21 protein-coding genes and 1 tRNA gene are annotated in these 22,224 nt (G+C 39.3%); 18 read left to right on the plus strand and 4 right to left on the minus strand.

Features of this window, described 5'->3' with window-relative positions:
• The first annotated feature begins 9 nt into the window (after positions 1–9).
• From HCG69_RS16310 to HCG69_RS16370, 14 genes are all read left to right on the plus strand, one after another.
• Positions 10–1,995, plus strand: a complete 1,986-nt coding sequence (locus tag HCG69_RS16310; RefSeq protein ID WP_221650919.1) for a RagB/SusD family nutrient uptake outer membrane protein — start codon at positions 10–12, stop codon at positions 1,993–1,995.
• A gap of 16 nt (positions 1,996–2,011) precedes the next feature.
• On the plus strand, positions 2,012–3,130 hold the full coding sequence (locus HCG69_RS16315) for a glycoside hydrolase family 105 protein (protein WP_221650920.1): 1,119 nt from the start codon (positions 2,012–2,014) through the stop codon (positions 3,128–3,130).
• A 72-nt stretch (positions 3,131–3,202) separates the two neighbouring features.
• A complete protein-coding gene (locus HCG69_RS20760) occupies positions 3,203–3,328 on the plus strand; it encodes a hypothetical protein (protein WP_255586173.1) in 126 nt (41 codons plus the stop codon).
• 156 nt (positions 3,329–3,484) lie between these two features.
• Positions 3,485–5,101: a T9SS type A sorting domain-containing protein gene (locus HCG69_RS16320; RefSeq protein WP_221650921.1), complete on the plus strand. Its 1,617-nt coding sequence runs from the start codon at positions 3,485–3,487 to the stop codon at positions 5,099–5,101.
• A 43-nt stretch (positions 5,102–5,144) separates the two neighbouring features.
• A complete protein-coding gene (locus HCG69_RS16325; protein ID WP_221650922.1) occupies positions 5,145–6,176 on the plus strand; it encodes a T9SS type A sorting domain-containing protein in 1,032 nt (343 codons plus the stop codon).
• 89 nt (positions 6,177–6,265) lie between these two features.
• Positions 6,266–8,071 (plus strand): T9SS type A sorting domain-containing protein, encoded by a 1,806-nt coding sequence (locus HCG69_RS16330; protein ID WP_255586175.1) that lies wholly within the window; start codon positions 6,266–6,268, stop codon positions 8,069–8,071.
• A gap of 52 nt (positions 8,072–8,123) precedes the next feature.
• Positions 8,124–10,178 carry a DUF2264 domain-containing protein gene (locus HCG69_RS16335; protein ID WP_221650924.1) on the plus strand — a complete coding sequence of 685 codons (2,055 nt, stop codon included), beginning with the start codon at positions 8,124–8,126 and terminating at the stop codon, positions 10,176–10,178.
• Positions 10,179–10,223: 45 nt separating this feature from the next.
• The gene (locus HCG69_RS16340) at positions 10,224–12,239 is read left to right on the plus strand and encodes a glycoside hydrolase family 88 protein (protein ID WP_255586178.1); all 2,016 of its coding nucleotides are present in this window, start codon (positions 10,224–10,226) and stop codon (positions 12,237–12,239) included.
• Between the two features lie 113 nt (positions 12,240–12,352).
• Positions 12,353–12,760 (plus strand): DoxX protein, encoded by a 408-nt coding sequence (locus HCG69_RS16345; RefSeq protein WP_221650926.1) that lies wholly within the window; start codon positions 12,353–12,355, stop codon positions 12,758–12,760.
• A 232-nt stretch (positions 12,761–12,992) separates the two neighbouring features.
• A complete protein-coding gene (locus HCG69_RS16350; RefSeq protein ID WP_221650955.1) occupies positions 12,993–13,283 on the plus strand; it encodes a hypothetical protein in 291 nt (96 codons plus the stop codon).
• A 155-nt stretch (positions 13,284–13,438) separates the two neighbouring features.
• Positions 13,439–14,293 carry an ATP-binding cassette domain-containing protein gene (locus HCG69_RS16355; protein WP_221650927.1) on the plus strand — a complete coding sequence of 285 codons (855 nt, stop codon included), beginning with the start codon at positions 13,439–13,441 and terminating at the stop codon, positions 14,291–14,293.
• Positions 14,290–15,111, plus strand: coding sequence for a hypothetical protein (locus HCG69_RS16360; protein ID WP_221650928.1), 822 nt, complete (start codon positions 14,290–14,292; stop codon positions 15,109–15,111). The genes HCG69_RS16355 and HCG69_RS16360 overlap by 4 nt, the downstream gene beginning before the upstream one ends.
• 14 nt (positions 15,112–15,125) lie before the next feature.
• Positions 15,126–15,494: a GntR family transcriptional regulator gene (locus tag HCG69_RS16365; protein WP_221650929.1), complete on the plus strand. Its 369-nt coding sequence runs from the start codon at positions 15,126–15,128 to the stop codon at positions 15,492–15,494.
• Between the two features lie 16 nt (positions 15,495–15,510).
• Complete coding sequence (locus HCG69_RS16370) at positions 15,511–16,299, plus strand: hypothetical protein (protein ID WP_221650930.1); 789 nt, start codon at positions 15,511–15,513, stop codon at positions 16,297–16,299.
• A 147-nt stretch (positions 16,300–16,446) separates the two neighbouring features.
• Here HCG69_RS16370 and HCG69_RS16375 read toward each other — a convergent pair.
• Positions 16,447–16,519 (minus strand) — tRNA-Met (locus tag HCG69_RS16375).
• Between the two features lie 236 nt (positions 16,520–16,755).
• On the opposite strand from HCG69_RS16375, the gene HCG69_RS16380 reads away from it, so the two are divergent.
• Genes HCG69_RS16380 through HCG69_RS16390 form a run of 3 tightly spaced genes read left to right on the plus strand, consistent with a single transcriptional unit; the run spans position 16,756 to position 18,790 of the window.
• Entirely contained in the window at positions 16,756–17,346 is a 591-nt protein-coding gene (locus HCG69_RS16380) for a TetR/AcrR family transcriptional regulator (protein ID WP_221650931.1), read from the plus strand.
• 16 nt (positions 17,347–17,362) lie between these two features.
• On the plus strand, positions 17,363–18,109 hold the full coding sequence (gene fabG, locus HCG69_RS16385; protein ID WP_195350526.1) for a 3-oxoacyl-[acyl-carrier-protein] reductase: 747 nt from the start codon (positions 17,363–17,365) through the stop codon (positions 18,107–18,109).
• Positions 18,110–18,118: 9 nt separating this feature from the next.
• Positions 18,119–18,790: an RluA family pseudouridine synthase gene (locus HCG69_RS16390; RefSeq protein ID WP_221650932.1), complete on the plus strand. Its 672-nt coding sequence runs from the start codon at positions 18,119–18,121 to the stop codon at positions 18,788–18,790.
• Positions 18,791–19,155: 365 nt separating this feature from the next.
• Here the strand turns inward: HCG69_RS16390 and HCG69_RS16395 are convergent, their stop codons facing one another.
• The 3 genes from HCG69_RS16395 to HCG69_RS16405 all read right to left on the minus strand — a co-directional run bounded on the left by HCG69_RS16395 (position 19,156) and on the right by HCG69_RS16405 (position 21,284).
• Positions 19,156–19,407: a hypothetical protein gene (locus HCG69_RS16395; protein WP_221650933.1), complete on the minus strand. Its 252-nt coding sequence runs from the start codon at positions 19,405–19,407 to the stop codon at positions 19,156–19,158.
• Between the two features lie 76 nt (positions 19,408–19,483).
• Entirely contained in the window at positions 19,484–19,726 is a 243-nt protein-coding gene (locus tag HCG69_RS16400) for a hypothetical protein (protein ID WP_221650934.1), read from the minus strand.
• A 217-nt stretch (positions 19,727–19,943) separates the two neighbouring features.
• Positions 19,944–21,284 (minus strand): sigma-54 dependent transcriptional regulator, encoded by a 1,341-nt coding sequence (locus HCG69_RS16405; protein ID WP_221650935.1) that lies wholly within the window; start codon positions 21,282–21,284, stop codon positions 19,944–19,946.
• A gap of 91 nt (positions 21,285–21,375) precedes the next feature.
• Here HCG69_RS16405 and HCG69_RS16410 point away from each other — a divergent pair, with 91 nt between their 5' ends.
• On the plus strand, positions 21,376–22,224 hold the full coding sequence (locus HCG69_RS16410; protein ID WP_221650936.1) for a peptidylprolyl isomerase: 849 nt from the start codon (positions 21,376–21,378) through the stop codon (positions 22,222–22,224).

Consider the following 22,224-nt stretch of genomic DNA (forward strand, 5'->3'; position numbering starts at 1 on the left):
TTGAATATTATGAAAAAAGTTAAGAAATTCGTATATACTGCACTTATTGCCAGTGGAATGCTGGGAAACTTTGTGTCATGTGATTATTTGGATGTATCCAAAGAATTGGCTGAGAATCTGACATTGGATCAGGTTTTCGATAATCCTGGTTATACAAAACGTTGGCAGGCTAATATCTATAACTGTATCCCTGATTATTCAGAAATGGGAAAGGGAGCTACTACTGGTTTTACAGGTATCTGGAGTTTGATGTCGGGGCAGGTTGTAGCGAATACAACAGCTGTCGGAACTCAGATGATTACGGGTTTTAACTCATCAAATGCTTCGTTCCACCGTTGGGCGACGCTATATAGATATATACGGCAAGGATTTATCTTTCTGGATAATGCCAAAGACCATATGGGATCGGAGCAGGATGCATCATATATCAGTGAAAAGGATATGAATCGCTTGAAAGCGGAAACTAAATTCCTGATCGCATACAGCTATTTCTCTCTTTTTGAACTCTATGGTCCTGTTCCTTTGATTTCGGAAACAGAAGATCCTGAAAATAAATCAATAGATTATCCGAGAGCTTCTGTGGATGAAATTGTAAATTACATTGATAATCTGCTGAAAGAGGTAATTGACTCTAATGCATTGCCCGAAACATTATTTAAAGGAGATCCTTCCGCGGGCTTCGACTATGACCATAATAACGATAGATATAATTTGAAGGAAATAATCCGTCCGACCAAAGTTGCCGCATTGGCATTACGTGCTAAATTATGGGTTTATGCAGCTTCTCCTCTTTTTAATGGAGGATACAAGGAAGCATTGCAGGTGACTAATAAAGACGGTAAACGTCTGTTCCCGGATGAAGATCGGTCAAAATGGAATACTGCAAAGTCACGTTTGGAGGATTTGTTCACATTTGCTGAAGGTAAAGGACACAAATTGTATTATGCTAAACCCGGAAGCAATGGTCTGCCCGATCCTAATCTGTCAGTATATGAACTGTTCCAATATTATAATGATGAAATTCTTTGGGCTAACGGTAATAATAGCTATCGAATTGTAGGAAACGATATGGAACGGCGTACTTGCCCGCGTGGAGCAAATGGTTTTTGCAATATCGGTCTGTATCAGGAAGGAGTGGATGCGTTTTTTACTAAAAATGGTTTGACTATCAATGAAGATCCTGAATATAAAGAAGATGGTTTTGCTGATTTGGTAAATAGATGTAGTTCAACTTCGCATAAAGATAAGCATATCTTCAAGATGTATCACAACCGTGAACCTCGTTTCTATAATACGGTCACTTATGAAGGAAGAAGCTGGCATTTGCCTATTTCCGGAAAAGCTGAATATGGTTCATATTTCAGTAAGGGAGGTGATTCGGACAACAGTTCACAGGATCATCCGAAAGCGGGATACTTACTCTATAAGTTTAAAAATCGTTTGTTGTTGGATACCGGCGATAATGTAAAGACATGGGCCCGTCCCTGGATCTTATTCCGCCTGGCCGATTTCTATCTTTATTATGCAGAAGTTTGTAATGAGATCAATCCTTCCGATCCTAAGGTAATAGAATATCTGGATAAAATCAGAGATAGAGCTGGTATACCCGGATATCAGGAACTCAAAGAAAATGGAATTAAAGATATTGTTGGAGATTATGAGGCTCAGAAACTTGCTATCCGTCGCGAACGTATGGTAGAACTTTTTGCCGAAGGGAATCACTACTTTGATACGCATCGTTGGATGAGTTGCCTGGATGATAATGGAGAAGATCAGCCACATATTCGTACAGGAATGGATCTGAACTCACCTGCTGCCAAATTTAATTCCAGTAAAATACCAACTACATTCTATGATGCAATAGGTGAAGGATCCTACTACAATAGAGTTGTTGTGGAAAAACGTGTGTGGAATAAGGAGATGCTGTTGTATCCGGTACCTTATAATGAAATACAAAAGAGTAAATTGCTTGTACAAAACCCATTGTGGAACTAAAAAATGATATTATAAAATGAAGAAATATATAGTTGTTATCCTATCGTTACTGAGCTTTTTGAATGTTTCTGTTTTTGCAGCCGGTGATGTGCCTTATACTAAAGCTGAGATTAAATCATTGATGAAAAAAGTGGCAGACTGGCAGTTGGCTCATCAGAAAGAGGTGAAACATCATCCTATGGACTGGACAAACGCTACTTTATATATCGGGATGGTGAAATGGGCAGAACTGGCTGATAAGGTTGATAAAGATGAAACATACTACAAATGGCTGGTAGATATTGGTAACAGATATTCATGGAAAGCCAATAAACGGATGTATCATGCGGACGATTTGGCTGTTTGCCAGATGTTCATAGATGTCTATAAAAGATACAAGGACAAGTCGATGTTGCAGCCTACCATTGAACGTATTGATTGGATACTTGAACGTCCTTCTAAAGGCTCTTTGATAATAGACTATTCCAATCAGACTACTTTGGAACGTTGGAGTTGGTGTGATGCTTTGTTTATGGCTCCTCCTATCTTCACCCGGTTATATAAAGAGACGGGTAATAAGAAATACCTGGAATTTGTAGATAAGGAATATAAAGCTTCTACTATTTTCTTGTATGATTTGGAAGAGAGAATGTTCTTCCGTGACAGTCGTTATTTCTATCAGCGTGAAGCAAATGGCAAGAAAGTTTTTTGGGGACGCGGAAATGGTTGGGTACTTGGAGGACTGACCGAAATGTTACAAGATCTGCCTAAAAAGAATAGTTATCGTAAATTTTATGAAGATCTCTTTGTTGAGATGTGCAACCGTATGGTAGAAATTCAGCAGCCGGACGGATTATGGCATGCCAGTTTGTTGGATCCGGAGACTTATGCTGTACCTGAAACCAGTTGTTCCAGTTTCATTATATATGCGTTGGCATATGGTATCAATGAAAGGTTGTTAGACAAGGCTACTTATTTGCCTGCATTGTTGAAAGCCTGGAAAGCTACATTGGGGACAATTGATAATGAAGGTAAACTGGGATATGTACAGCCGATTGGGGCCGACCCGAAGAAAGTAACAAAAGATATGACTGAAGTATATGGCGTTGGTGCTTTCCTGATGGCGGGAACTGAATTATACAAAATGGCTAAGTAATTTATCGGTTATTAGGGTTGCTTTGAAATGGGCATTGTCTGTTTGGGGCAACCCTTTAATACTTAGAATATTATGAAAAAACAAATAACTCTTATCAGATTTACTGTTTTATTATTCTCAAACCAGCTTTTTGCATCGGAAACCTGGGATATTTTAGATAAATCAATGGTTTCCTGGAAAATGAACGGAGGGGGATAATAAAATATGATCATTCCTCCAGCAAAGAGCTACTATTGAGATTTTTGCTATTACAGGTTTGTATATCGGATATATAGATATATAAAAGCAGATGGCAGGATACTAAAACGTTTCAAGATCATTTTAAAGTAACAGAAATTAATAATGAATAAAAGCATGAGAAAATTTTTAATTGTAATCTTACTTTTTGCAATCGGATTTCCTTCCTATGCCCAAAATGAAAAAACATTCCGGCAGTGGGGTGAAGAGTCTCTGAAGGTGATCGATCTTTATTTGAAGTCGAATAGAGGGACCTTCCTGTACGCTGAAAAATCAACGAGTCCGGCAGCTGCATTTGTATGGCCTACTGGTATTCAGCTTAAGGCGTTGATTTATGCCGACCGGATGGATGATGCTAAAAAATTGCTTGATAATGTGAATAAGTATTATTACGTAGCCTATAATGGTTATTATGCTTATGATGCCAGTTATAATGGTAAAGGTGGAAGCCGCTATTATGATGACAACGCATGGATGGTTAAGGACTTGTTGGATATGTATGCTGTTACAAAGAATGAAGATTATCTGACAAGAGCTAAAACGGTTTTAAAATTCTGTATGAGTGGTGAATTACCTACAGGAGGTATTCTGTTCAATGAAAATCCGAATCATGAAAAAGCAGGAAAATGGTCGGTTTGTGCAACGGCTCCGACTATTGTTTGCTGTCTGCGGCTTTATCAGATTACAAATCTACAGAAATACTTGAATGATGCTTTGCGGCTGTATCAATTTTTGAAAAATGATGCGGGTTGGGGCATTGGAGCTGGGTACCGGGGATATGAAAATGCCGTTGTTATGCAGGCTTCCATGCTTTTGTATACCATAACAAAAGAGGAACAATATCTGGAAGATGCTTATCGGTTGGCTTACGGTATGGAATCTCACTACATTGACTGGGCCACACATCGTTTGAATGAAACCGGACAATGGGGAGCTCACGATATGGCAGATGCTTATGTAGAACTTTATAAGATAGATCATAATCCAAGATGGCTTAACCTTGTTGCAGGTTATGCAATCTATTTGCATGATAATTGTAAAGACGAACTCGGGTTTTATCCGGAATACTGGAATGATCTGACTCCTTCGCAGGAAAGCAGGCAACAGCTATTATATCAGTCTTCGGCAGCATCTACCTTCCTCAAATTAGCATCTGTATCTTTTGAGGCAGAACCAGTTACTACGCCTGTTGCTATATTCCAGAATGTGAATTATAATCAGGGAAAACTCAATAACCAGTACAGTGTAGGATTGGAGGTTGGGGAATATACGCAAGATGATTTATGGCGTTTAGGGTTGACCGATAATAAGATGAATTTTAAAGCTCGGATCTCTTCCATTGAGATAGCTGATGGCTATAAAGTGACTATATATAAAGAAGGAGATTTTACGGGCGACTCTCGATTGCTGTATAAGTCTTCACCTGATTTACAAGGTTGGAGCAATGTGAAGTCTTTAGTGGTTGCTCGTGTCAATGATACAGGCATTCATTCTAATAATTCGTCTTCGTCATTAAAGGTACATCCGCAACAAACTTCAGATTTTGTCTGTATAGAGAATCTTTCGGAAGATACGTGTATTAAAGTTCTGGATATGAATGGGAACACCATTTTTCGGACCAATGTATCGGACGAACAGTATGTGTTGAATATGACCCCATTTTCTCAAGGGATGTATCTGGTAGTGATAAGTGCACAAGGCCAAAGTCAATCGGTAAAAGTTTTGAAATATTAGTTGAGTTAATCTTACATATTATGAACATTAAAAATTAAAAGTTATGAAAACAAAATTATCTTTTTTTCTTGTAGCAATTAGTCTTTGTATGAGTGCATTGGCAGCGGATGTTCCCGCCCAGTTATTTATGCGTGGCACAGCATTGGCAGAGTCGTCAACACCTTTAATTATGAAAAGAATTAATAAGGATTTTCCTGATTTCTATAATGGTACGGGTGAGATCAGCAATACTTTTGAGCTGTTTACAGCATTAAAAAGCGGTAATTATGAATTTGCTGCATCGGAAAGTGGAGCAGCTATTATTTCTTCTGCAACAATAACGGTTGATAAAGAAGGGTTGGTACCTTATAGAATTCGGGTGAATTTTGATGAAAGTACTCCGGAAGTAACTGTTTCCGAGGTGGAAGAGATGATTATATGGGCACCTTCCAAAAAATTTGTTGTAGCTAATCTTGACTACATGGGTAATTCTTCATTTATAATCAGAGGTCTTGAATATAGCAAGGATACCTGGGGAGATCCAAGATATCGTTTCAGAGTTTATACCGCTGATGGTGATATAAAAACTTATGCGTATAAAAAAGGAAACTTAACCGGGCCGGATGATGATAGTAATGAAACAGGATATTTTGATTTGTATCAAACAACGGCTGAAGGTCAGTGGGATGAAACAATAGATGGAGTAAAGTATCAGGGTGCCGAATTCAAATTATCAAAGAAACACAGAGGAGAAGGATTCACATTGGCTCCATTTGACGTGAAGGTAGTTTTTGATCCGGTAAATAACTATACACACGTTATCAGTGATTATGATCCGACAGGCATTGTTAGTGCAAATGCTGTGTCCAAAGGGGAGGTATATCCGACTGCTATCAATGATCAGGTTACTATAGCTGTAGAAAAAGGAGCTTTTGCTGTTGATTTCATTTCAGCAACAGGTATAACTGTGTTACAGGCCAAATCTGCTGACAATACTTTGACACTTAATAATATCAGTCTGCCTAAAGGTGTTTATCTGGTGAAGATTGTTCAGGATAACAATGTTTTATCAGTGAAACGTGTAATTAAATTGTAAAGGAAGAAAAGGGGGGAGGTATGTCTATTCATAGGCTTTCCCCTTTTTGTTTTTTCGCTTTGTTAGTAATATACTCAACTATAATTCATATGAAACAATCTGTTAAAACAAATTTAATATTTCTATATGCTCTTATAGGGATATTTCAGGTGGCATTTTCACAAAACGGTACATATTCAAAGAGATACTACAAACAGCAGAAAGTGACTTTTAATAGGCCCAATGGAGCGTATACCAATGCATTGCTTGTCGAGGATTTTGGAAACGGAAGTTACTATACGGATCGTGACCATGCCGCAATTGTAGACGGAACTTATCAGATTAAGTTTAAGAAAGGATGTAAAGTCGGTGGTACAGGTGCAGCTGTTATTGTCAGTACTCCAAAGTTGACGCAATATACTATGGAGTACCTTATTAAATATGATGAAAATTTTGAATCCGGTCTTCATGGCAAACAATTTGGTTTTAATTTAGGAGTAGGATATTCAGGAGGAGCTTCTGACAAAGCGATACAAAATGGTGATGGTGGGAGTGTCCGTCTCCAATTTGATGCACTCGATGATTGTATATCCAATCAATTGTATGTTTATTATTCTGATATGACAACAGAATACGGTTGTAACCCCGGAGATCAGAAGTATACGATGAAACGGGGAGTATGGAATAAAATAAAACTGACTGTTACGATGGAAACCTCTTATGAAGCTAAAGATGCTCGTATCGAGGTGTGGTGCAATGATGAAAAGAAGATAGATGTGACCGGACTTTCTCTTGTTCGTAAAGACGATCATCGTTTGATAACAGGTATCTGTTTTGAGTCATTCCCCGGTGGAGGTGGTATCTATCCTACACATGATAACTATCTCTATCTGGATGATATGACCTGGTATCCGGGTAGTGATAATGAAGCATTTAAGAGTGTTCCGGATGAGTTGTACATGAAAGGAACTGCATTGGCAGAATCTGTTTCTCCATTGAAAATGAAGAGAATTGTAGAAGGTTTTCCAGAAAGTTATAACGGAAATCTGGTTACCGGTAATACTTATGAGCTGATAACTGCTCTGAAAACCGGAAGTTATTCGTTCTCTGTTTCTGAGAGTGGAGAAGGTTTGATTCAATCGCAGGACATTACAGTGGAGAATGCGGAAAAAAATCCGGTACCTTATCGTATCCGGGTAAATTTCGATAATGATATTCCGCAGGTTACAGTGGAAAAAATTACGGGGGCTATATTATTTGCCCCCTTCAAAAAGAAAGTGATAGCCAATCTGGACTATATCGGAAACTCTGTTTTTGAAGTGAGGAATATTCAATATGATGCATCTTCATGGGGAGATCCGAGGTATCGGATAAGGCTCTGTCTGGAAGATGGCTCTGTGGTTACTTACGGATATCTGAAAGGCAGTATATCGGCTCCGAATGATGACAGTAATGCGTCGGGGTATTTTGAACTTTATCCAACGACCAATATTGATGACTGGCACGAAACGATTGATGGAACAAGATACACAGGAAATGAATTCAAACTATCTTTCAAAAGAAGAGGAGAGGGTTTTGATCTGGCACCCTTTGATATGAAAGTGATTTTTAATTCTATCGGAAGTTATTATCATGTTATAAGTGATTATGTAGAGCCTCCTGTGGGAATTACCGAAAACCAGAAAGGGGGAATCGGCATTTATCCTACATTTTTCAATCAATATATTATGATTGAGGGGACTGAGCGTGGTATGCTGGTTGAAATGTATGCCATAGATGGCAGTAAAGTGCTTCAGACGAAGACCGATGCTCCTGTTTGTAAATTAGAGAATCTGAACATACCCGATGGTGTTTATATTTTGAAGCTTTCAACCCGGGATAACATAACGGAAACCCGGCGTGTGATTAAGTATTAAACTTGATTCTTGAAATTAGTCCTATTCAGAAATTATCTAAAATTGATTATTTATGCAGTCTTTCTTCTCAAAAGGTAACAACAATAGTAGCATTTCTTCACTCCTGATAAAAACAAGAATATGCTGGTTCCTTTCTTTTATTATAATAACTCATACGGCATTATGCCGGAATTCCGATCACCCGGTTAACGTTTTTACAGTAGATTCGCCCGATTATACGCATAGCCCTTACACCGGAATGACGCGGAAGCATTGGATAGATGCTGCAAAATATATGCTTGAAGGAGCTTTCAGCTATATTCATAGCATGGATGATGCCATGAAGTTTCCAAAACAGGAAGGTAAGAGTTATCCCAATAGAGAAGAACAGATACCGACAGAAAAGCTGGAAGGGCTTTGCCGTACATTGTACATTGCTGCTCCTTTGTTGAAAGAGAACCCGGATTTAGCCTTGAACAATATAAAGGTGGCTGACTATTACAGGCAACAACTTATTAACATTATAACTCCGGGACATCCGGGTTTTATTTCTCCCCGTACAAAGAACGGTATCTCTCAAAATCTTGTAGAGTTCGGAGCTTTGTCTATTTCTTTGTTCTCGATTCCCGAAATTTTATGGGATCCTTTAACTAAACAGCAAAAAGATGCATTGGCACATACTATGCTGAGCTACGCTGATGGTCCTACAGTTCCTTCCAACTGGCGCTTTTTCAATTTGTTTGTATTTAGTTTCTTTAAAAGCGTGGGATATGAAGTGAATGAACCGCTGATGAAGAAGTTTCTGGACCTCTCTTTTGCCGATTATAGAGGCGAGGGATGGTATATTGACAATTCATCTTATGATTATTATAGTATGTGGGCTTATCAAATGTATGGCATTCTTTGGAGTGAATACTTTGGGAAAAAGTATTATCCGGAGTATGCAGAACGTTTTAAAGCCAATTTTAAGGAGATGCTAAACAATTATCCGTTAATGTTTGGTCGTGACGGGCAGATGATAATGTGGGGACGCAGTATTACTTATCGCTTTGCAGCTATTTCTCCGTTTCCATTGGCGGGTTATTTGAATGATACTTCCGTTAATTATGGATTCTTGCGGAGAATTGCATCCGGAACTTTATTGCAATTCCTTCAAAGTCTTGATCTATTGAAAGATAGAGTGCCCACATTGGGCTTCTATGGTGCTTTTGAACCGGCTGTTCAAGGGTATAGTTGCCGGGGCAGTGTATATTGGATGGGTAAAGCTTTTCTGAGTTTGTTATTGCCGGAGTCTAATATCTTTTGGTCAGCAAAAGAAAATGAAGGTATCTGGAAAATGGAATATAAGAAAGGAGCTGTTAAAAATACGTTCCAGAATGGATCTAAGATTCTTATAACTAACTATTTTGAAAGTGGAATTACTGAGATTCGTACTTCAACCAGAATGCCTGCCAATGCAAGGGAAGATTGGCGTTTCTCAGAAAACTATAACCGCTTAGCCTATAACAGCGCATTTCCCTGGATGGCAGATGGTAAACAGGGGGAAGTTGCTATGAATTATACAATCAAGAAAGGAGACGGAGTTTGGAAAGCGTTGTCTATGTATACTTTCGATCATTTCGACCAGGATATCTATTATCGGAATGCGACGCTGAGGGATGATATTGATGTGAAATTTCAACTGGCCGATATTATACTGCCCAATGGTGTTTTACGTGTTGATAAAGCTATATCAGCGACTCCGGTCGAAGTACACTTGGGACATTACTCGCTTCCTTGTCTTGATTCTAAAATAAAAGAGAGAACAATTAAAAAGCAGGGGCATACAGCTTATGCGATAGATAATGGGAAGTTTCAATTGACAATGATACCTTTGAACGGATGGGAAGAAGTAAGAGTAGAAAATACCAGTGGATTGCATCCCGAAACGAAACAAAGTGCCGTACTTAATGCAGAAGACCACTTTACCGGTGAAAAGATTTTTATTACGCTTCTATTATGGAATAAAACGGGGAATAAACTGACAGATAAACAACTTTTCCCTGTGAAGGATATTCTTGTCTCAAAGGATAAAAAGAGTGTCACGGTTTGGTTGAACGATGGGACTCAAAAGAAAGTGGAATGGTAATGGAGTATAAACGATGAAAAGAGAGAGAAAATGTTTAAAAGGTGCATGTTAATAGCAATAGCTACTCTGTTATATTTCTGTCAAATGGCTGTTTCACAGTCTTCTTTGCCTGAGAGAACTGAAATTGTAAAAACAGGAAAACTGGTTAATGATTGTTGGATAAAAAATCATTCGCAGTGGGGAAATAATGACTGGGCAAGAGCTGTTTACTATGTAGGGAATACTTATTTCTATAAAATGTTTCCGAAAAATAAATATTTAGATTATTCAACGGCATGGGCTGAGAGTCATAAATGGAAGTTGAGAAGTTCAGGGCCTGATCATGCTGATGCCCAGGTCTGTGGACAGGTTTATTTAGACCTGTATCAGATGGATGAAGAGAAACAGATAGCTAAGATCGCCGCCATAAAAGAGGGGATTGATAAGATGTTGGCAAGGCCGGATGTAGACGATTGGTGGTGGGTGGATGCTTTGTTTATGTCGATGCCTGTTTTTGCCCGGTTAGGTGTTTTATATGATGATGATAGATATTTCGATAAGATGCATCAATTATACTCTTTCACGAAAGTAAATTTATACAATACCAAAGATCATTTATGGTATCGGGATGAGAAGGTCAGCCATGTAACTCCCAATGGGAAAGCATCCTATTGGTCAAGAGGAAATGGCTGGGCCTTTGCTGCTCTGGCTCTCGTGTTGGATAAGTTGCCGGTGAATAGCAAATACAGAGCCGAATATTTAAAAATATTCAAAGAAATGGCTGCCTCGTTGAAAGCTTGTCAGCGGGAAGATGGTTTCTGGAATCCGAGTCTGGTTGATCCGGAAGATTATGGCGGACCGGAGACAAGCGGAACGTCTTTATTTCTTTTTGGAATGGCCTGGGGCATTAATCAGGGAGTACTGGATCGGGACACCTATTATTCTGTTATTACTAAAGCATGGGAGGGATTGACTACTTTGGCCGTCAGCCCCCAAGGAGTACTTACCTATGTACAAGGTGTCGGTTTTAAGCCTTCATCGAATCCGGGCACTTCTACTTCTACGGCAGACTTTGGAGTGGGGGCTTTCTTGTTGGCTTGTGCAGAGACTGCGAAATTAGCATCCGGAGATATGCCGGCTGTATCGAACTTCGATATTGTGAGTTTAAAGGCAACTGATAAAAATAGCCTTCTTCTTGAATTTAATAAAGAGATGAATGACTTATCGGCTCTTTCATGTTTTAACTATACGATAGATAATAATGTGAGATTAGAGCGGGTGGAAAAGAAAGACGCAAAATCGGTACTGTTAGTAACCAGCGGTATGCTCCCCGGGGATTATCAATTGAAGACATGTAATATTGAGAGTAAAGATGGTGAAACATTGGATGTGGGAGCATGGGCTTTTTTTGAGTATACAGGTATCTGCTCAGTTAAGGCCAGTGATTTTCAGAGTGGGACCACCAATACACCGGATAAAGTAATCGACGCTGATATGTCTACCCGATGGTCTTCGGAAGGGACCGGGAAGTGGCTCTTACTCGATCTGGGAGAAGAAAGAATGCTTCATTCTGTTCGTATTGCCTTCTATGAAGGTAATACGCGGAAAAATTATTTTAATATAGAATTGTCTCTTGACAATATAAATTTTGAAACGGTTTACCAAGGAGAGTCAAGTGGTAAGTCAGACCAATTGGAAAACTATGATTTTAGTGTGAAGAAGGCACGTTATGTGCGGCTGGAATTTAATGGAAACAGTAAAAGCAAATGGAATAGTATACTGGAGGTTAGGATAAAAACGGTTGATACTGCTTCTGGAATTTCTATTGAAAATAAACCGCAATTTAGTGTTGTCACGGATCTATTGCAATATGGGCAGTTAACGGTTCTAACAGGTGGTGAAAGGTATCGATATTTAGGTTTATCCGTTGTAGATATAGGGGGAAGTTGTATTTATAACCGGGTTTTTACCAACATAGCAGATCATCTTGTGATAAATGATTTGTGGCTTCTTAAAGGTACCTATATTTGTACTATCACCTCTGATAAAGGAAGTACTTCTCAGCTGTTTGTTGTCATATAGGCTGCTTTACTTCCGGTCCCGATATTAAAATTGTAGAAAACATTTTGTTGACTCACTTTGTTGAATAAAGAGTAAATTATCAATAAATTCATATCGTTATAACTCAATTTGATATGGTTGATAAAATAGGCTATTTCTCTTTATTCGCACGCATAGCTATTGCTATGAGTTTCCTGTCCGCTGTTGCAGATCGTATTGGTTTGTGGACTCCTTTATTAGGAAGCGAAAATGTGACCTGGGGTAATATGGAAAGCTTTATCGCTTACACAGGAATTTTAGTTCCATGGATTCCGAAGTTATTTTTGCCATCATTAGCTTGGCTGGTGACGGTAATAGAAGTGATTCTTGGAGTATTGTTAATAATCGGTTTTCAAAAACGTTATGTAGCCCTTTGCAGTGGGATTCTGTTATTGATTTTTGCTTTCTCAATGGTGCTCTTCTCAAGTCTGAAAGCTCCATTGGATTATAGTGTATTTACAGCAGCTGCCTGTTCTTTTCTGCTTTATAAAAATAGTAGGTAAAAAACAAGATGATTCGGGAATAGCCATTACTTGTATCCACCAGTAAGAACCTGTTTAAGTTTTATTCCTTTCCATACAGATATGGATCTATTTACGATTAGACGATTTACGATGTACGATTGGGATTACTCCGTTTCTGACAGCGCTGAAACAAGCTTTTAAAAGAGTAACTTCAATCGTACATCGTAAATCGTCTAATCGTAAATAGATTCTGTTTTGAGCTTAATGATGTTTGTCATTGCCATCCGTCTCTTTCTCCGGTATTGATAAAGCCCCCTCTCGTAGAGTAACGTATAAAGCCTCGGCGTGTAACTTTGTTTTAGATGTACATGTAAAGCGGTACGACATGTGCATGTGGGACGGCACGACATGTGCATCTCATGCTGCTTTACATGTACATGTAAAACAAGGCTGCTCACCGGGGAAAGGAATGTTCCTTTCTGAGAAAGACAAAGTACAACACCGGGCAACGGTAACGATGCCGTCTATGGATACTTCCTCCATCGAAAAGATAGGGCCATAATCTTCGTTACTTTGTGGTGAGTTTTGCTTATGTTTAATCGGGTATTATATTTTAATTTTTTTCTCTCTATCTATTGCAATATTAAAAAGAATACCTATTTTTGCAGTGTACTATTATACTAATACACTTATACATTATATTAAAAGACAAAAGGTATGATTGCAGTAGAACATCTTTCATTCATTTACCGTAAGTCAAAGCGTGCCGTGTTGCACGACTTCTCCCTTTCGCTGAAGCAGGGGAGAGTTTACGGATTGCTTGGTAAAAATGGTGCGGGTAAATCCACACTTCTCTATTTGATGACTGGTCTGCTTACTCCTAAAAGCGGACGGGTTTTATATCATGATACAGACGTTCGCCGCCGTCTGCCGGTGACTTTACAAGATATGTTTCTTGTTCCCGAAGAGTTTGAATTGCCGGCAGTCTCTTTGGTTAGTTATGTTGAACTGAACAGTCCGTTTTACCCTCGTTTCAGTAAGGAGGACATGGTGAAATACCTTCATTACTTTGACATGGACATGGATATCAATCTGGGGGCTCTTTCTATGGGGCAGAAAAAGAAAGTGTTCATGAGCTTTGCTCTTGCTACAAATACCTCTTTATTGCTGATGGATGAACCGACCAATGGACTCGATATTCCGGGGAAGAGCCAGTTCCGTAAATTTATAGCTTCAGGTATGACGGATGATAAAACAATTATTATTTCCACACATCAGGTACGCGACATTGATAAAATTCTCGATCATGTTTTGATTATGGATAATAGCCGTGTATTGCTTGATGAGTCTACGGCAAACATCTGCGAGAAATTGTTATTTCTGGAGAGCGATAATCGCGAGTTGGCAGAAATGGCCCTATTTGCTTCACCCTCCATACAGGGCAATGTGATGATATTGCCTAACACAGAGGGAGAAGAGTCTGATATAAATCTCGAGTTACTTTTTAATGCTACTTTATCTGTGCCACAGGAAATTGCAAAATTGTTTCATACAAAAACAAATGAGTTATGATAAAAGATACTTTTTTCAGTATGCCCCGCTTTATGAATCTTTGCCGTAAAGATATGGTAGAGAATTGGAGATCAAATGTGCTTCGTATTGTGTTGATGTACGGAGTGATGGCGCTTATTATGATTTGGAACGGTTACTTTCAGTATCGGGGTGGAGGCTATGGAGACACTGATCCTGCCTGGAGATTTCTTTTGCCTCTTCTGATGTGGGGACTTTGGACGTTTGGCTGCCTGAGCGCTTCCTTTACCATGGAAAAGATGAAAACAAAGACAAGCCGCCTTTCTGTATTAATGACTCCTGCCACTCCTTTTGAAAAGTATATTTCACGTTGGCTGGTTTCTACTGTTGTTTTTTTAATTGTTTTTCTTATAGCTTATAAATTGGCCGATTATACCAGAGTATTGGTTTATACACTGAAATATCCGGATATAGATACTATTGCACCGGTTCCATTGTCACATTGTGTCGGAGGAAATGTCCCTTATTATACATTAACCCGTACGTTGAAAGATTTTATGTTGATTATTGGAGGATATTTCTTTTTCCAGTCTTGTTTTGTGCTGGGTAGTTCTATCTGGCCCAAGAATGCTTTCTTAAAAACCTTTGTAGCCGGAGTGATAATAACGATTTTCTATGTATCAGTCACTATGGGAGTGGCTAATCTGGTTCTTGAAAAGAATGGCGATTACTCTGGTATTTATAAAACGGAACGTACAGAGTATTTTATATTATCAGCTATAATAGTCTTCTTTACACTGATGAACTGGATACTTGCCTATTTCCGTTTTAAAGAGGCTGAAATTATTAATAGAATGTAACAAACTCCTGACTTATGAATTTTAAAGAAGCTAAAGCAATTTATCTACAGATAGCAGATAGAATCTGTGACGAGATACTTCTCGGACAGTACAAAGAGGAGGAACGTATTCCTTCCGTCAGAGAATATGCGGCTATTGTGGAGGTAAATGCCAATACGGCCATGCGTTCATTTGATTATCTCCAGTCACAGGAGGTGATTTACAATAAACGTGGTATTGGCTATTTTGTCTCTGTAGGTGCAAAGAAGAAGATTCTCTCTCTTCGGCGAAAGACATTTTTGAAAGAGGAGCTGGATTATTTCTTCAAACAACTTTATACACTTGGCATTTCGGCAGATGAGATAGCAGAAATGTACCGGGAGTACAGTAAACAACAACACTAAAAACAAAATCTGATTTATGAAACGTACAACTTATATACTTATAGGAATATTAGTATTGGGACTGCTGGTATTATTAGCCTTTGTCTTTTATGCCTCAGTAGCCGGCAACAAGCCAAAGGAGGACAAAGAACTCTTCCCGGAATCCGTGTCGATGGATGCGACAGGCATTCACACCGTAAAGTTTAGACTCGATAAGGAGAATGTGTACATCCCATTGTTGGGCAGATTGTGGGTAAAACCTGGACAGGGGGAGACTAAGACGTTCTCTTATCCCAAAGGAGCTTCCAAATACTTTACGGTTGAACGTGAAAAGGACACCTTGTTCGTCTCTTTCCGTTACGATGAAAAACTGTTCTCAGATAAAAAGGGCGAATATGAATTGCCCACCCGTGGATTGAAATTTAATCTGGAAGCAGATTCAACCTTGAACCTCATTTACAATCATGTGGGCGGATTGGGTGTTGCCCTCTCCAATTTAACATTGGACAGCCTTTCTGTCCGGACCATGTTTCAGTCATTTTTAGTTGATTCCTGTAGATTTCGTGCATTGAATACGGAGGTCTTTTCAGGATCCTTCGATGTATACCGGAGTACAATCCGGGATCTGCACATTAATCTGAATGGGATGAAAAATTGGAGAGTAGAGAAGAGTGATATTGATACGGAATACTTGAGCGGCGACTATAAACATCGGTGTGAACTTCCCCAGGGAGAGTGTCGTCAGATGTTTTGGATTCCCCGGAATAAAGATGCAGAATTGAGAGTCACTTTAAAAACTGAAGCCCGTGTCTTGCTTCAGGAGTAATTAGGATAACATTGTATTTATTTTCTGAAAAGATGAGGCTGATCCGTTTTTCCGGACCAGCCTCATCTTTGTATCGCTTCCGGGATAGAACTGGATAGTGATTCTCGGATATAAAAAAAGAGAAGCAATTGCTTCTCTTTCTGTAAGTTGCGGAGATCCGACTCGAACGAATGACCTTTGGGTTATGAGCCCAACGAGCTACCAACTGCTCCACTCCGCGATGTTTTCTGAGTGCAAAGGTACGGCTTTTGATTGAATAAGCAAATTATTTCTGAATTATTTTTCTAAAAAAATCCCAATACCCGTTTATTGTATTGATAATGAACAAGGTATATGAGAGATTTTTTCTTGGCATATATTAATATACAAATGTTAATAATCTCGTATTTTTCTTGTAGGGTAGAAAGAAAAGAATTACTTTTGCTCAAATTATTCAGCAATGTGCAATTATAACCTATGACCGTATCAAAAACGAAAGCCAGATTAGTAGACGTCGCCCGTCAGCTTTTTGCGAAGATGGGAGTGGAGAATACCACAATGAATGATATTGCCCTCGCTTCAAAAAAAGGCAGGAGAACCCTCTATACCTATTTTAAGAGTAAGGACGAAATCTATTTGGCGGTCGTTGAGTCTGAGTTGGATATACTCTCGGATATGATGAAACGTGTGGCTGAGAAGAATATTTCACCTGACAAGAAAATCATTGAGATGATTTATACACGGTTGGATGCGGTGAAAGAGGTGGTGTATCGTAATGGGACGTTGCGTGCTAACTTTTTCCGGGATATATGGAGAGTTGAAAAAGTGCGTAAGAAGTTTGATGCAAAGGAGATGGTACTTTTCAAGGGGGTATTGCAGGAAGGTAAAGATAAAGGAGTTTTTCATATCGATGATGTTGACATGACTGCTTCGTTGGTGCATTATTGTGTGAAGGGGATAGAAGTCCCTTATATCCGTGGGCATATAGGAGCTAATCTGGATATGGAAACCCGGAAAAAATATGTAGCCAACATTGTGTTTGGCGCACTTCATAGAACAGAAATTTAATTAAAATCAATTTAGTATGGGATTATTAGATGGAAAGACAGCCATTGTAACGGGTGCTGCTCGTGGTATTGGTAAGGCTATCGCTTTAAAATTCGCTTCAGAAGGAGCAAATATCGCATTCACTGATCTTGTGATTGACGAAAATGCAGAAAATACAGCCAAAGAAATAGAAGCAATGGGCGTGAAAGCTAAAGGATATGCTTCAAATGCTGCTAATTTTGAAGATACTGCAAAAGTAGTAGCAGATATTCATAAGGATTTTGGACGTATTGATATTCTGGTAAATAATGCAGGTATTACACGTGACGGCTTGATGATGCGTATGAGCGAACAGCAGTGGGATATGGTTATCAATGTCAATTTGAAATCTGCATTCAACTTTATCCATGCTTGTACACCGATTATGATGCGTCAGAAAGCTGGTAGCATTATCAATATGGCTTCTGTAGTGGGTGTTCACGGAAATGCAGGACAGGCTAACTATTCTGCTTCAAAAGCAGGTATGATTGGTTTGGCTAAATCTATTGCACAGGAATTGGGCTCTCGTGGTATCCGTGCCAATGCCATTGCTCCGGGCTTTATTATTACAGACATGACTGCTGCTTTGTCTGAGGAGGTAAAGACAGAATGGGCAAAGAAGATTCCTTTGCGTCGTGGTGGTACACCCGAAGATGTGGCTAACATTGCTACATTCCTGGCTTCTGATATGTCTGCTTATGTATCTGGTCAGGTGATTCAGGTAGATGGTGGTATGAATATGTAATTCTTCGGTATGACCGTCATATACGAAGACAATCACATTATAGTAGTCAATAAGACCGCTTCCGAGATCGTTCAGGGAGATAAAACGGGTGATACGCCTCTTTCCGAAACTGTAAAACAGTATTTAAAAGAGAAATATGCAAAGCCCGGCAATGTCTTCATCGGTGTTACTCACCGGCTGGACCGCCCCGTAAGCGGTCTTGTTATTTTTGCCAAAACCAGTAAAGCACTTCCCCGTTTGAATGAAATGTTCAAAAATAGTGAAGTGAAGAAAACTTATTGGGCCATTGTGAAAGACGCTCCGAAGGAACCGGAAGGTGAATTAGTTCATTATCTGGTGCGCAATGAAAAGCAGAATAAGAGTTATGCTTATGATAAAGAAGTACCTAATAGTAAGAAGGCGATTCTTCACTATCGGCTTATAGGTCGGTCACAGAATTATTTTCTTCTGGAGGTTGATCTCAAAACCGGGCGTCATCATCAGATTCGTTGCCAACTTGCTAAGATGGGGTGTCCCATAAAGGGGGATTTGAAATATGGTTCGCCACGTTCCAATCCCGATGGCAGTATTTGTCTGCATGCACGGCATGTGCAATTTATACATCCTGTGTCTAAGGAATTGATAGAGTTGGATGCTCCTGTTCCTGCAGGAAGTTTGTGGAATGGGTTTGAGATGTTCTGATATAATCGTTTGTATGAATCCCTTCAATAGATTGCTACCTTTATCTTATTATTAACAGTACACTTTCGGGTAGTAAAGTAATAGCTTTCAACCAGAGATAATTCAAAGGTTTAATAGTAAAAACATCCCCATGTTCTTGCTGAAAACACCCGGATGTTTTGATGTAGAACATCCGGGTGTTATCTGTCAGAACATCTGGGTGTTTTTGTAGCAGATATAGGGCTTTATGCTGTGTATAATAATGATATACAGTATCCTAAGCAAGTATACTTTAGTGTATAAAGAGTGTATACTTTGGGTATACAAAAAAGCCATCCCCGGAATAGACGAAGCAGGGATGGCTTTTTATGGTAGTGTGCTTACTATTATTCGGCAGACTGAGCAGGAGTTTCTGTTGAAGCGGGGGCGTCAGTAGCCGGAGCATTTTGGGCCGGTTCTTCTGCTTTAGGCTCTTCAGCTTTAGGTTCTTCCTTTGCAGGCTCAGAAGTTGTTGTTTCCTCTGTGCTTTCTGTTTTTTCAGTTGCAGGCTGAGTTTTAACAGGATCTTGAGCCAATGCAAAGGCTGAACCACCACAAACAAACATAAACATTGCTACTACTAATACTAACTTTTTCATAATTTCTTTGCTTTAAAGAAGTAATCTTTTAATTGATTTCAATTCTCTCGTGTTAAGGTTGGTTAGGTTTTATATCTTATTCAGCAGCAGGAGTTTCTGTTGTCGGAGCGTCCTGTGCCGGAGCTTCTGCGACAGGTACATCTGTTTTAGGCTCTTCAGCTTTGGGTTCTTCCTTTGCAGGCTCAGAAGTTGTTGTTTCCTCTGTGCTTTCTGTTTTTTCAGTTGCAGGCTGAGTCTTAACAGGATCCTGAGCCATTGCAAAGATTGAACCACCACAAACAAACATAAACATTGCTACTACTAATACTGATTTTTTCATGACTATATATTTTTAAGTTATTTGTATCGTTGGGGCTTTGTTACTGAACGCTTACGGTTATATAAGTTCAAAGGATGTGCCAAAAAATATATGTACTCCTGTAAGTGCCTTGTATATAGATGTTTGTTTGCTTATTCTGCTTTTGGAGCGTGTAGAAAAGTGTGGAAATGTGTGTGGGGTGTAGAAGAAAGGTGTGGAAATAATCCACACCTTTTTATTATAAGTCGATCCCGTAGAGTTTGAGTTTATTATAGAGCGTTTTTCTGTCAATATCCAGCAGTTGTGCCGCTTTACTTTTGTTGTTACCTGTCTGTCTTAGTGCTTCAAGGATATGTTCTTTTTCCGTTTCTTCATTCTTTAAAGAAATATTAGACGGAGTGGAAGATATTTCAAGCAGATCTGTACCTAACTCAACGGGAGTAATGAAGCTTCCTTGTGCTAGTAAAGTTGCCCGTTTGATAATGTTTTTCATTTGCCGTAAATTACCCGGCCAATGATAATCGAGTAACATTCGCGAGGCTTTGGCATCGAATCCGATCAGTTGTTTGTCTAACTCTCTGTTGGCCTGATCGAGGAAGAAATTGGCGAATAATAAAATATCTTCTCCACGTTCTTTAAGAGTTGGCATTCGTAACGTAAACTCATTGATACGATGATACAGATCCTGGCGGAAACTTCCTTTTTCTATTGCCAGTTCCAGATTCTCATTGGTAGCAGAAACGAGACGAATGTCTACTGTAATTTCTTGTGTAGACCCCAGCGGGCGTATTTTGCGTTCCTGAAGGGCACGGAGTAACTGTATCTGTACCTCGTAGCTGAGGTTGCCTATCTCATCAAGGAAGATAGTACCACCATTGGCGGCTACGAAAGCACCGGTCTTGTCTGTTAGTGCACCGGTAAAAGAACCTTTTATGTGACCAAAAAACTCCGAAGCTGCCAGTTCTTTGGGAATGGAACCGCAGTCGATGGCTATAAAAGGTTTATCAGCTCGTTTACTGAGTTGGTGGATACGATGGGCTATATACTCTTTTCCTGTTCCACTGGCACCATTAATAAGAACAGACATATTGGTTGGTGCTACCAGCCCCACATAATTATATAATTGCTTGGCGGCATCACTTTCACCTTCCAGATAAGCATGTTTTGGGTCAGGGGTAACTGAGTGTTGGCTTTTGGCGGATAAAGGTTTCCCATTTTCTTTGCCTTGTAAGGCTTCGGACATTTTTTTGAGAAGTTCTTCCGGATTCACCGGTTTGGCTATATAGTCCCGTGCACCCAGTTTGATGGCCTGGACTGCCGACTGTATATCTGCATATCCGGTCATGATAATCAACGGGATATCCATATGCTGTTCATTCATCCATTTTAATAAATGGATACCGTCCTGATCGGGCAGGCGGAGATCGGAGAGAATTAAGTCGGGCATTTGTGCTTCGATACATTTCTTTGCCCGGGCAATGTTACTTGCCGAGTTCACCTCAAATCCTTTTTTCCCTAACCAGGTTTTCAGCATCATGCCGAAGGTTATATCATCTTCAACTATTAATATGGATTTCATGATATTATCTTTAGCCATTTTGTGAGTTACAAAGGTAAGAGGTTTTAGACGAAAATCGTATATTTGCAAACTTAAATTAATTGAAAGCGTTATGAAAAGGAATTTATTGATACTATTAACAATATTGGTTTGTGGAGCTGTAGCTTCTTGTAAACCAGGTCAAAAGAAAAATGTAGATATGGAAAATCAGAAAGAAACAATGTTGAAGATTGAAACTTCGCTTGGAGATATTAAAGTGAAACTTTACAATGAAACTCCGAAGCACAGAGATAATTTTATTAAACTGGCTAAAGAAGGTATGTACAACGGTACACTGTTCCACCGTGTGATAAAAGATTTTATGGTGCAGGCCGGTGATCCGGATTCCAAGAATGCTCCGAAGGGTAAAATGCTGGGTGCCGGTGATGTTGGATATACCATTCCTGCTGAGTTTGTTTATCCGAAATATTTCCATAAAAAAGGTGCTTTATCGGCAGCTCGTCAGGGAGACAATGTGAATCCGAATAAGGAGTCGTCCGGTTGCCAGTTCTATATTGTAACCGGAAAGGTATACAATGATTCTACTTTACTGGGTATGGAGCAGCAGATGAACGAAAACAAACTGACTAATATTTTTAATGGGTTGGCGCAGAAACATATGAAGGAAATTTATAAGATGCGTAAAGCCAATGATGAGGATGGATTGTACGATTTGCAGGAAAAATTGTTTGCACAGGCCCAGGAAGAAGCAGCTAAGCAGCCGGAATTTCATTTTACTAAAGAACAGATAGAAGCTTATACTACTGTAGGTGGCACTCCTCATCTGGATGGTGAATACACAGTGTTTGGTGAGGTCGTTGACGGTATGGATATTGTAGACAAGATACAGAATGTGAAGACTGACCGTAGTGACCGTCCGGAAGATGATGTGAAAATTATTAAAGTATCTGTATTAGATTAA

The organism is Bacteroides sp. K03, from assembly GCF_019734355.1.
GTDB classification, from domain to species: Bacteria; Bacteroidota; Bacteroidia; order Bacteroidales; family Bacteroidaceae; genus Bacteroides; species Bacteroides nordii.

Excerpts from the sequence above, each read along its gene's own strand:
- HCG69_RS16310 (WP_221650919.1), top strand. The coding sequence starts at position 10 with ATGAAAAAAGTTAAGAAATTCGTATATACTGCACTTATTGCCAGTGGA.
- HCG69_RS16315 (WP_221650920.1), top strand. The coding sequence starts at position 2,012 with ATGAAGAAATATATAGTTGTTATCCTATCGTTACTGAGCTTTTTGAAT.
- HCG69_RS20760 (WP_255586173.1), top strand. The coding sequence starts at position 3,203 with ATGAAAAAACAAATAACTCTTATCAGATTTACTGTTTTATTATTCTCA.
- HCG69_RS16320 (WP_221650921.1), top strand. The coding sequence starts at position 3,485 with ATGAGAAAATTTTTAATTGTAATCTTACTTTTTGCAATCGGATTTCCT.
- HCG69_RS16325 (WP_221650922.1), top strand. The coding sequence starts at position 5,145 with ATGAAAACAAAATTATCTTTTTTTCTTGTAGCAATTAGTCTTTGTATG.
- HCG69_RS16330 (WP_255586175.1), top strand. The coding sequence starts at position 6,266 with ATGAAACAATCTGTTAAAACAAATTTAATATTTCTATATGCTCTTATA.
- HCG69_RS16335 (WP_221650924.1), top strand. The coding sequence starts at position 8,124 with ATGCAGTCTTTCTTCTCAAAAGGTAACAACAATAGTAGCATTTCTTCA.
- HCG69_RS16340 (WP_255586178.1), top strand. The coding sequence starts at position 10,224 with ATGTTAATAGCAATAGCTACTCTGTTATATTTCTGTCAAATGGCTGTT.
- HCG69_RS16345 (WP_221650926.1), top strand. The coding sequence starts at position 12,353 with ATGGTTGATAAAATAGGCTATTTCTCTTTATTCGCACGCATAGCTATT.
- HCG69_RS16355 (WP_221650927.1), top strand. The coding sequence starts at position 13,439 with ATGATTGCAGTAGAACATCTTTCATTCATTTACCGTAAGTCAAAGCGT.
- HCG69_RS16360 (WP_221650928.1), top strand. The coding sequence starts at position 14,290 with ATGATAAAAGATACTTTTTTCAGTATGCCCCGCTTTATGAATCTTTGC.
- HCG69_RS16365 (WP_221650929.1), top strand. The coding sequence starts at position 15,126 with ATGAATTTTAAAGAAGCTAAAGCAATTTATCTACAGATAGCAGATAGA.
- HCG69_RS16370 (WP_221650930.1), top strand. The coding sequence starts at position 15,511 with ATGAAACGTACAACTTATATACTTATAGGAATATTAGTATTGGGACTG.
- HCG69_RS16380 (WP_221650931.1), top strand. The coding sequence starts at position 16,756 with ATGACCGTATCAAAAACGAAAGCCAGATTAGTAGACGTCGCCCGTCAG.
- fabG (WP_195350526.1), top strand. The coding sequence starts at position 17,363 with ATGGGATTATTAGATGGAAAGACAGCCATTGTAACGGGTGCTGCTCGT.
- HCG69_RS16390 (WP_221650932.1), top strand. The coding sequence starts at position 18,119 with ATGACCGTCATATACGAAGACAATCACATTATAGTAGTCAATAAGACC.
- HCG69_RS16395 (WP_221650933.1), bottom strand. The coding sequence starts at position 19,407 with ATGAAAAAGTTAGTATTAGTAGTAGCAATGTTTATGTTTGTTTGTGGT.
- HCG69_RS16400 (WP_221650934.1), bottom strand. The coding sequence starts at position 19,726 with ATGAAAAAATCAGTATTAGTAGTAGCAATGTTTATGTTTGTTTGTGGT.
- HCG69_RS16405 (WP_221650935.1), bottom strand. The coding sequence starts at position 21,284 with ATGAAATCCATATTAATAGTTGAAGATGATATAACCTTCGGCATGATG.
- HCG69_RS16410 (WP_221650936.1), top strand. The coding sequence starts at position 21,376 with ATGAAAAGGAATTTATTGATACTATTAACAATATTGGTTTGTGGAGCT.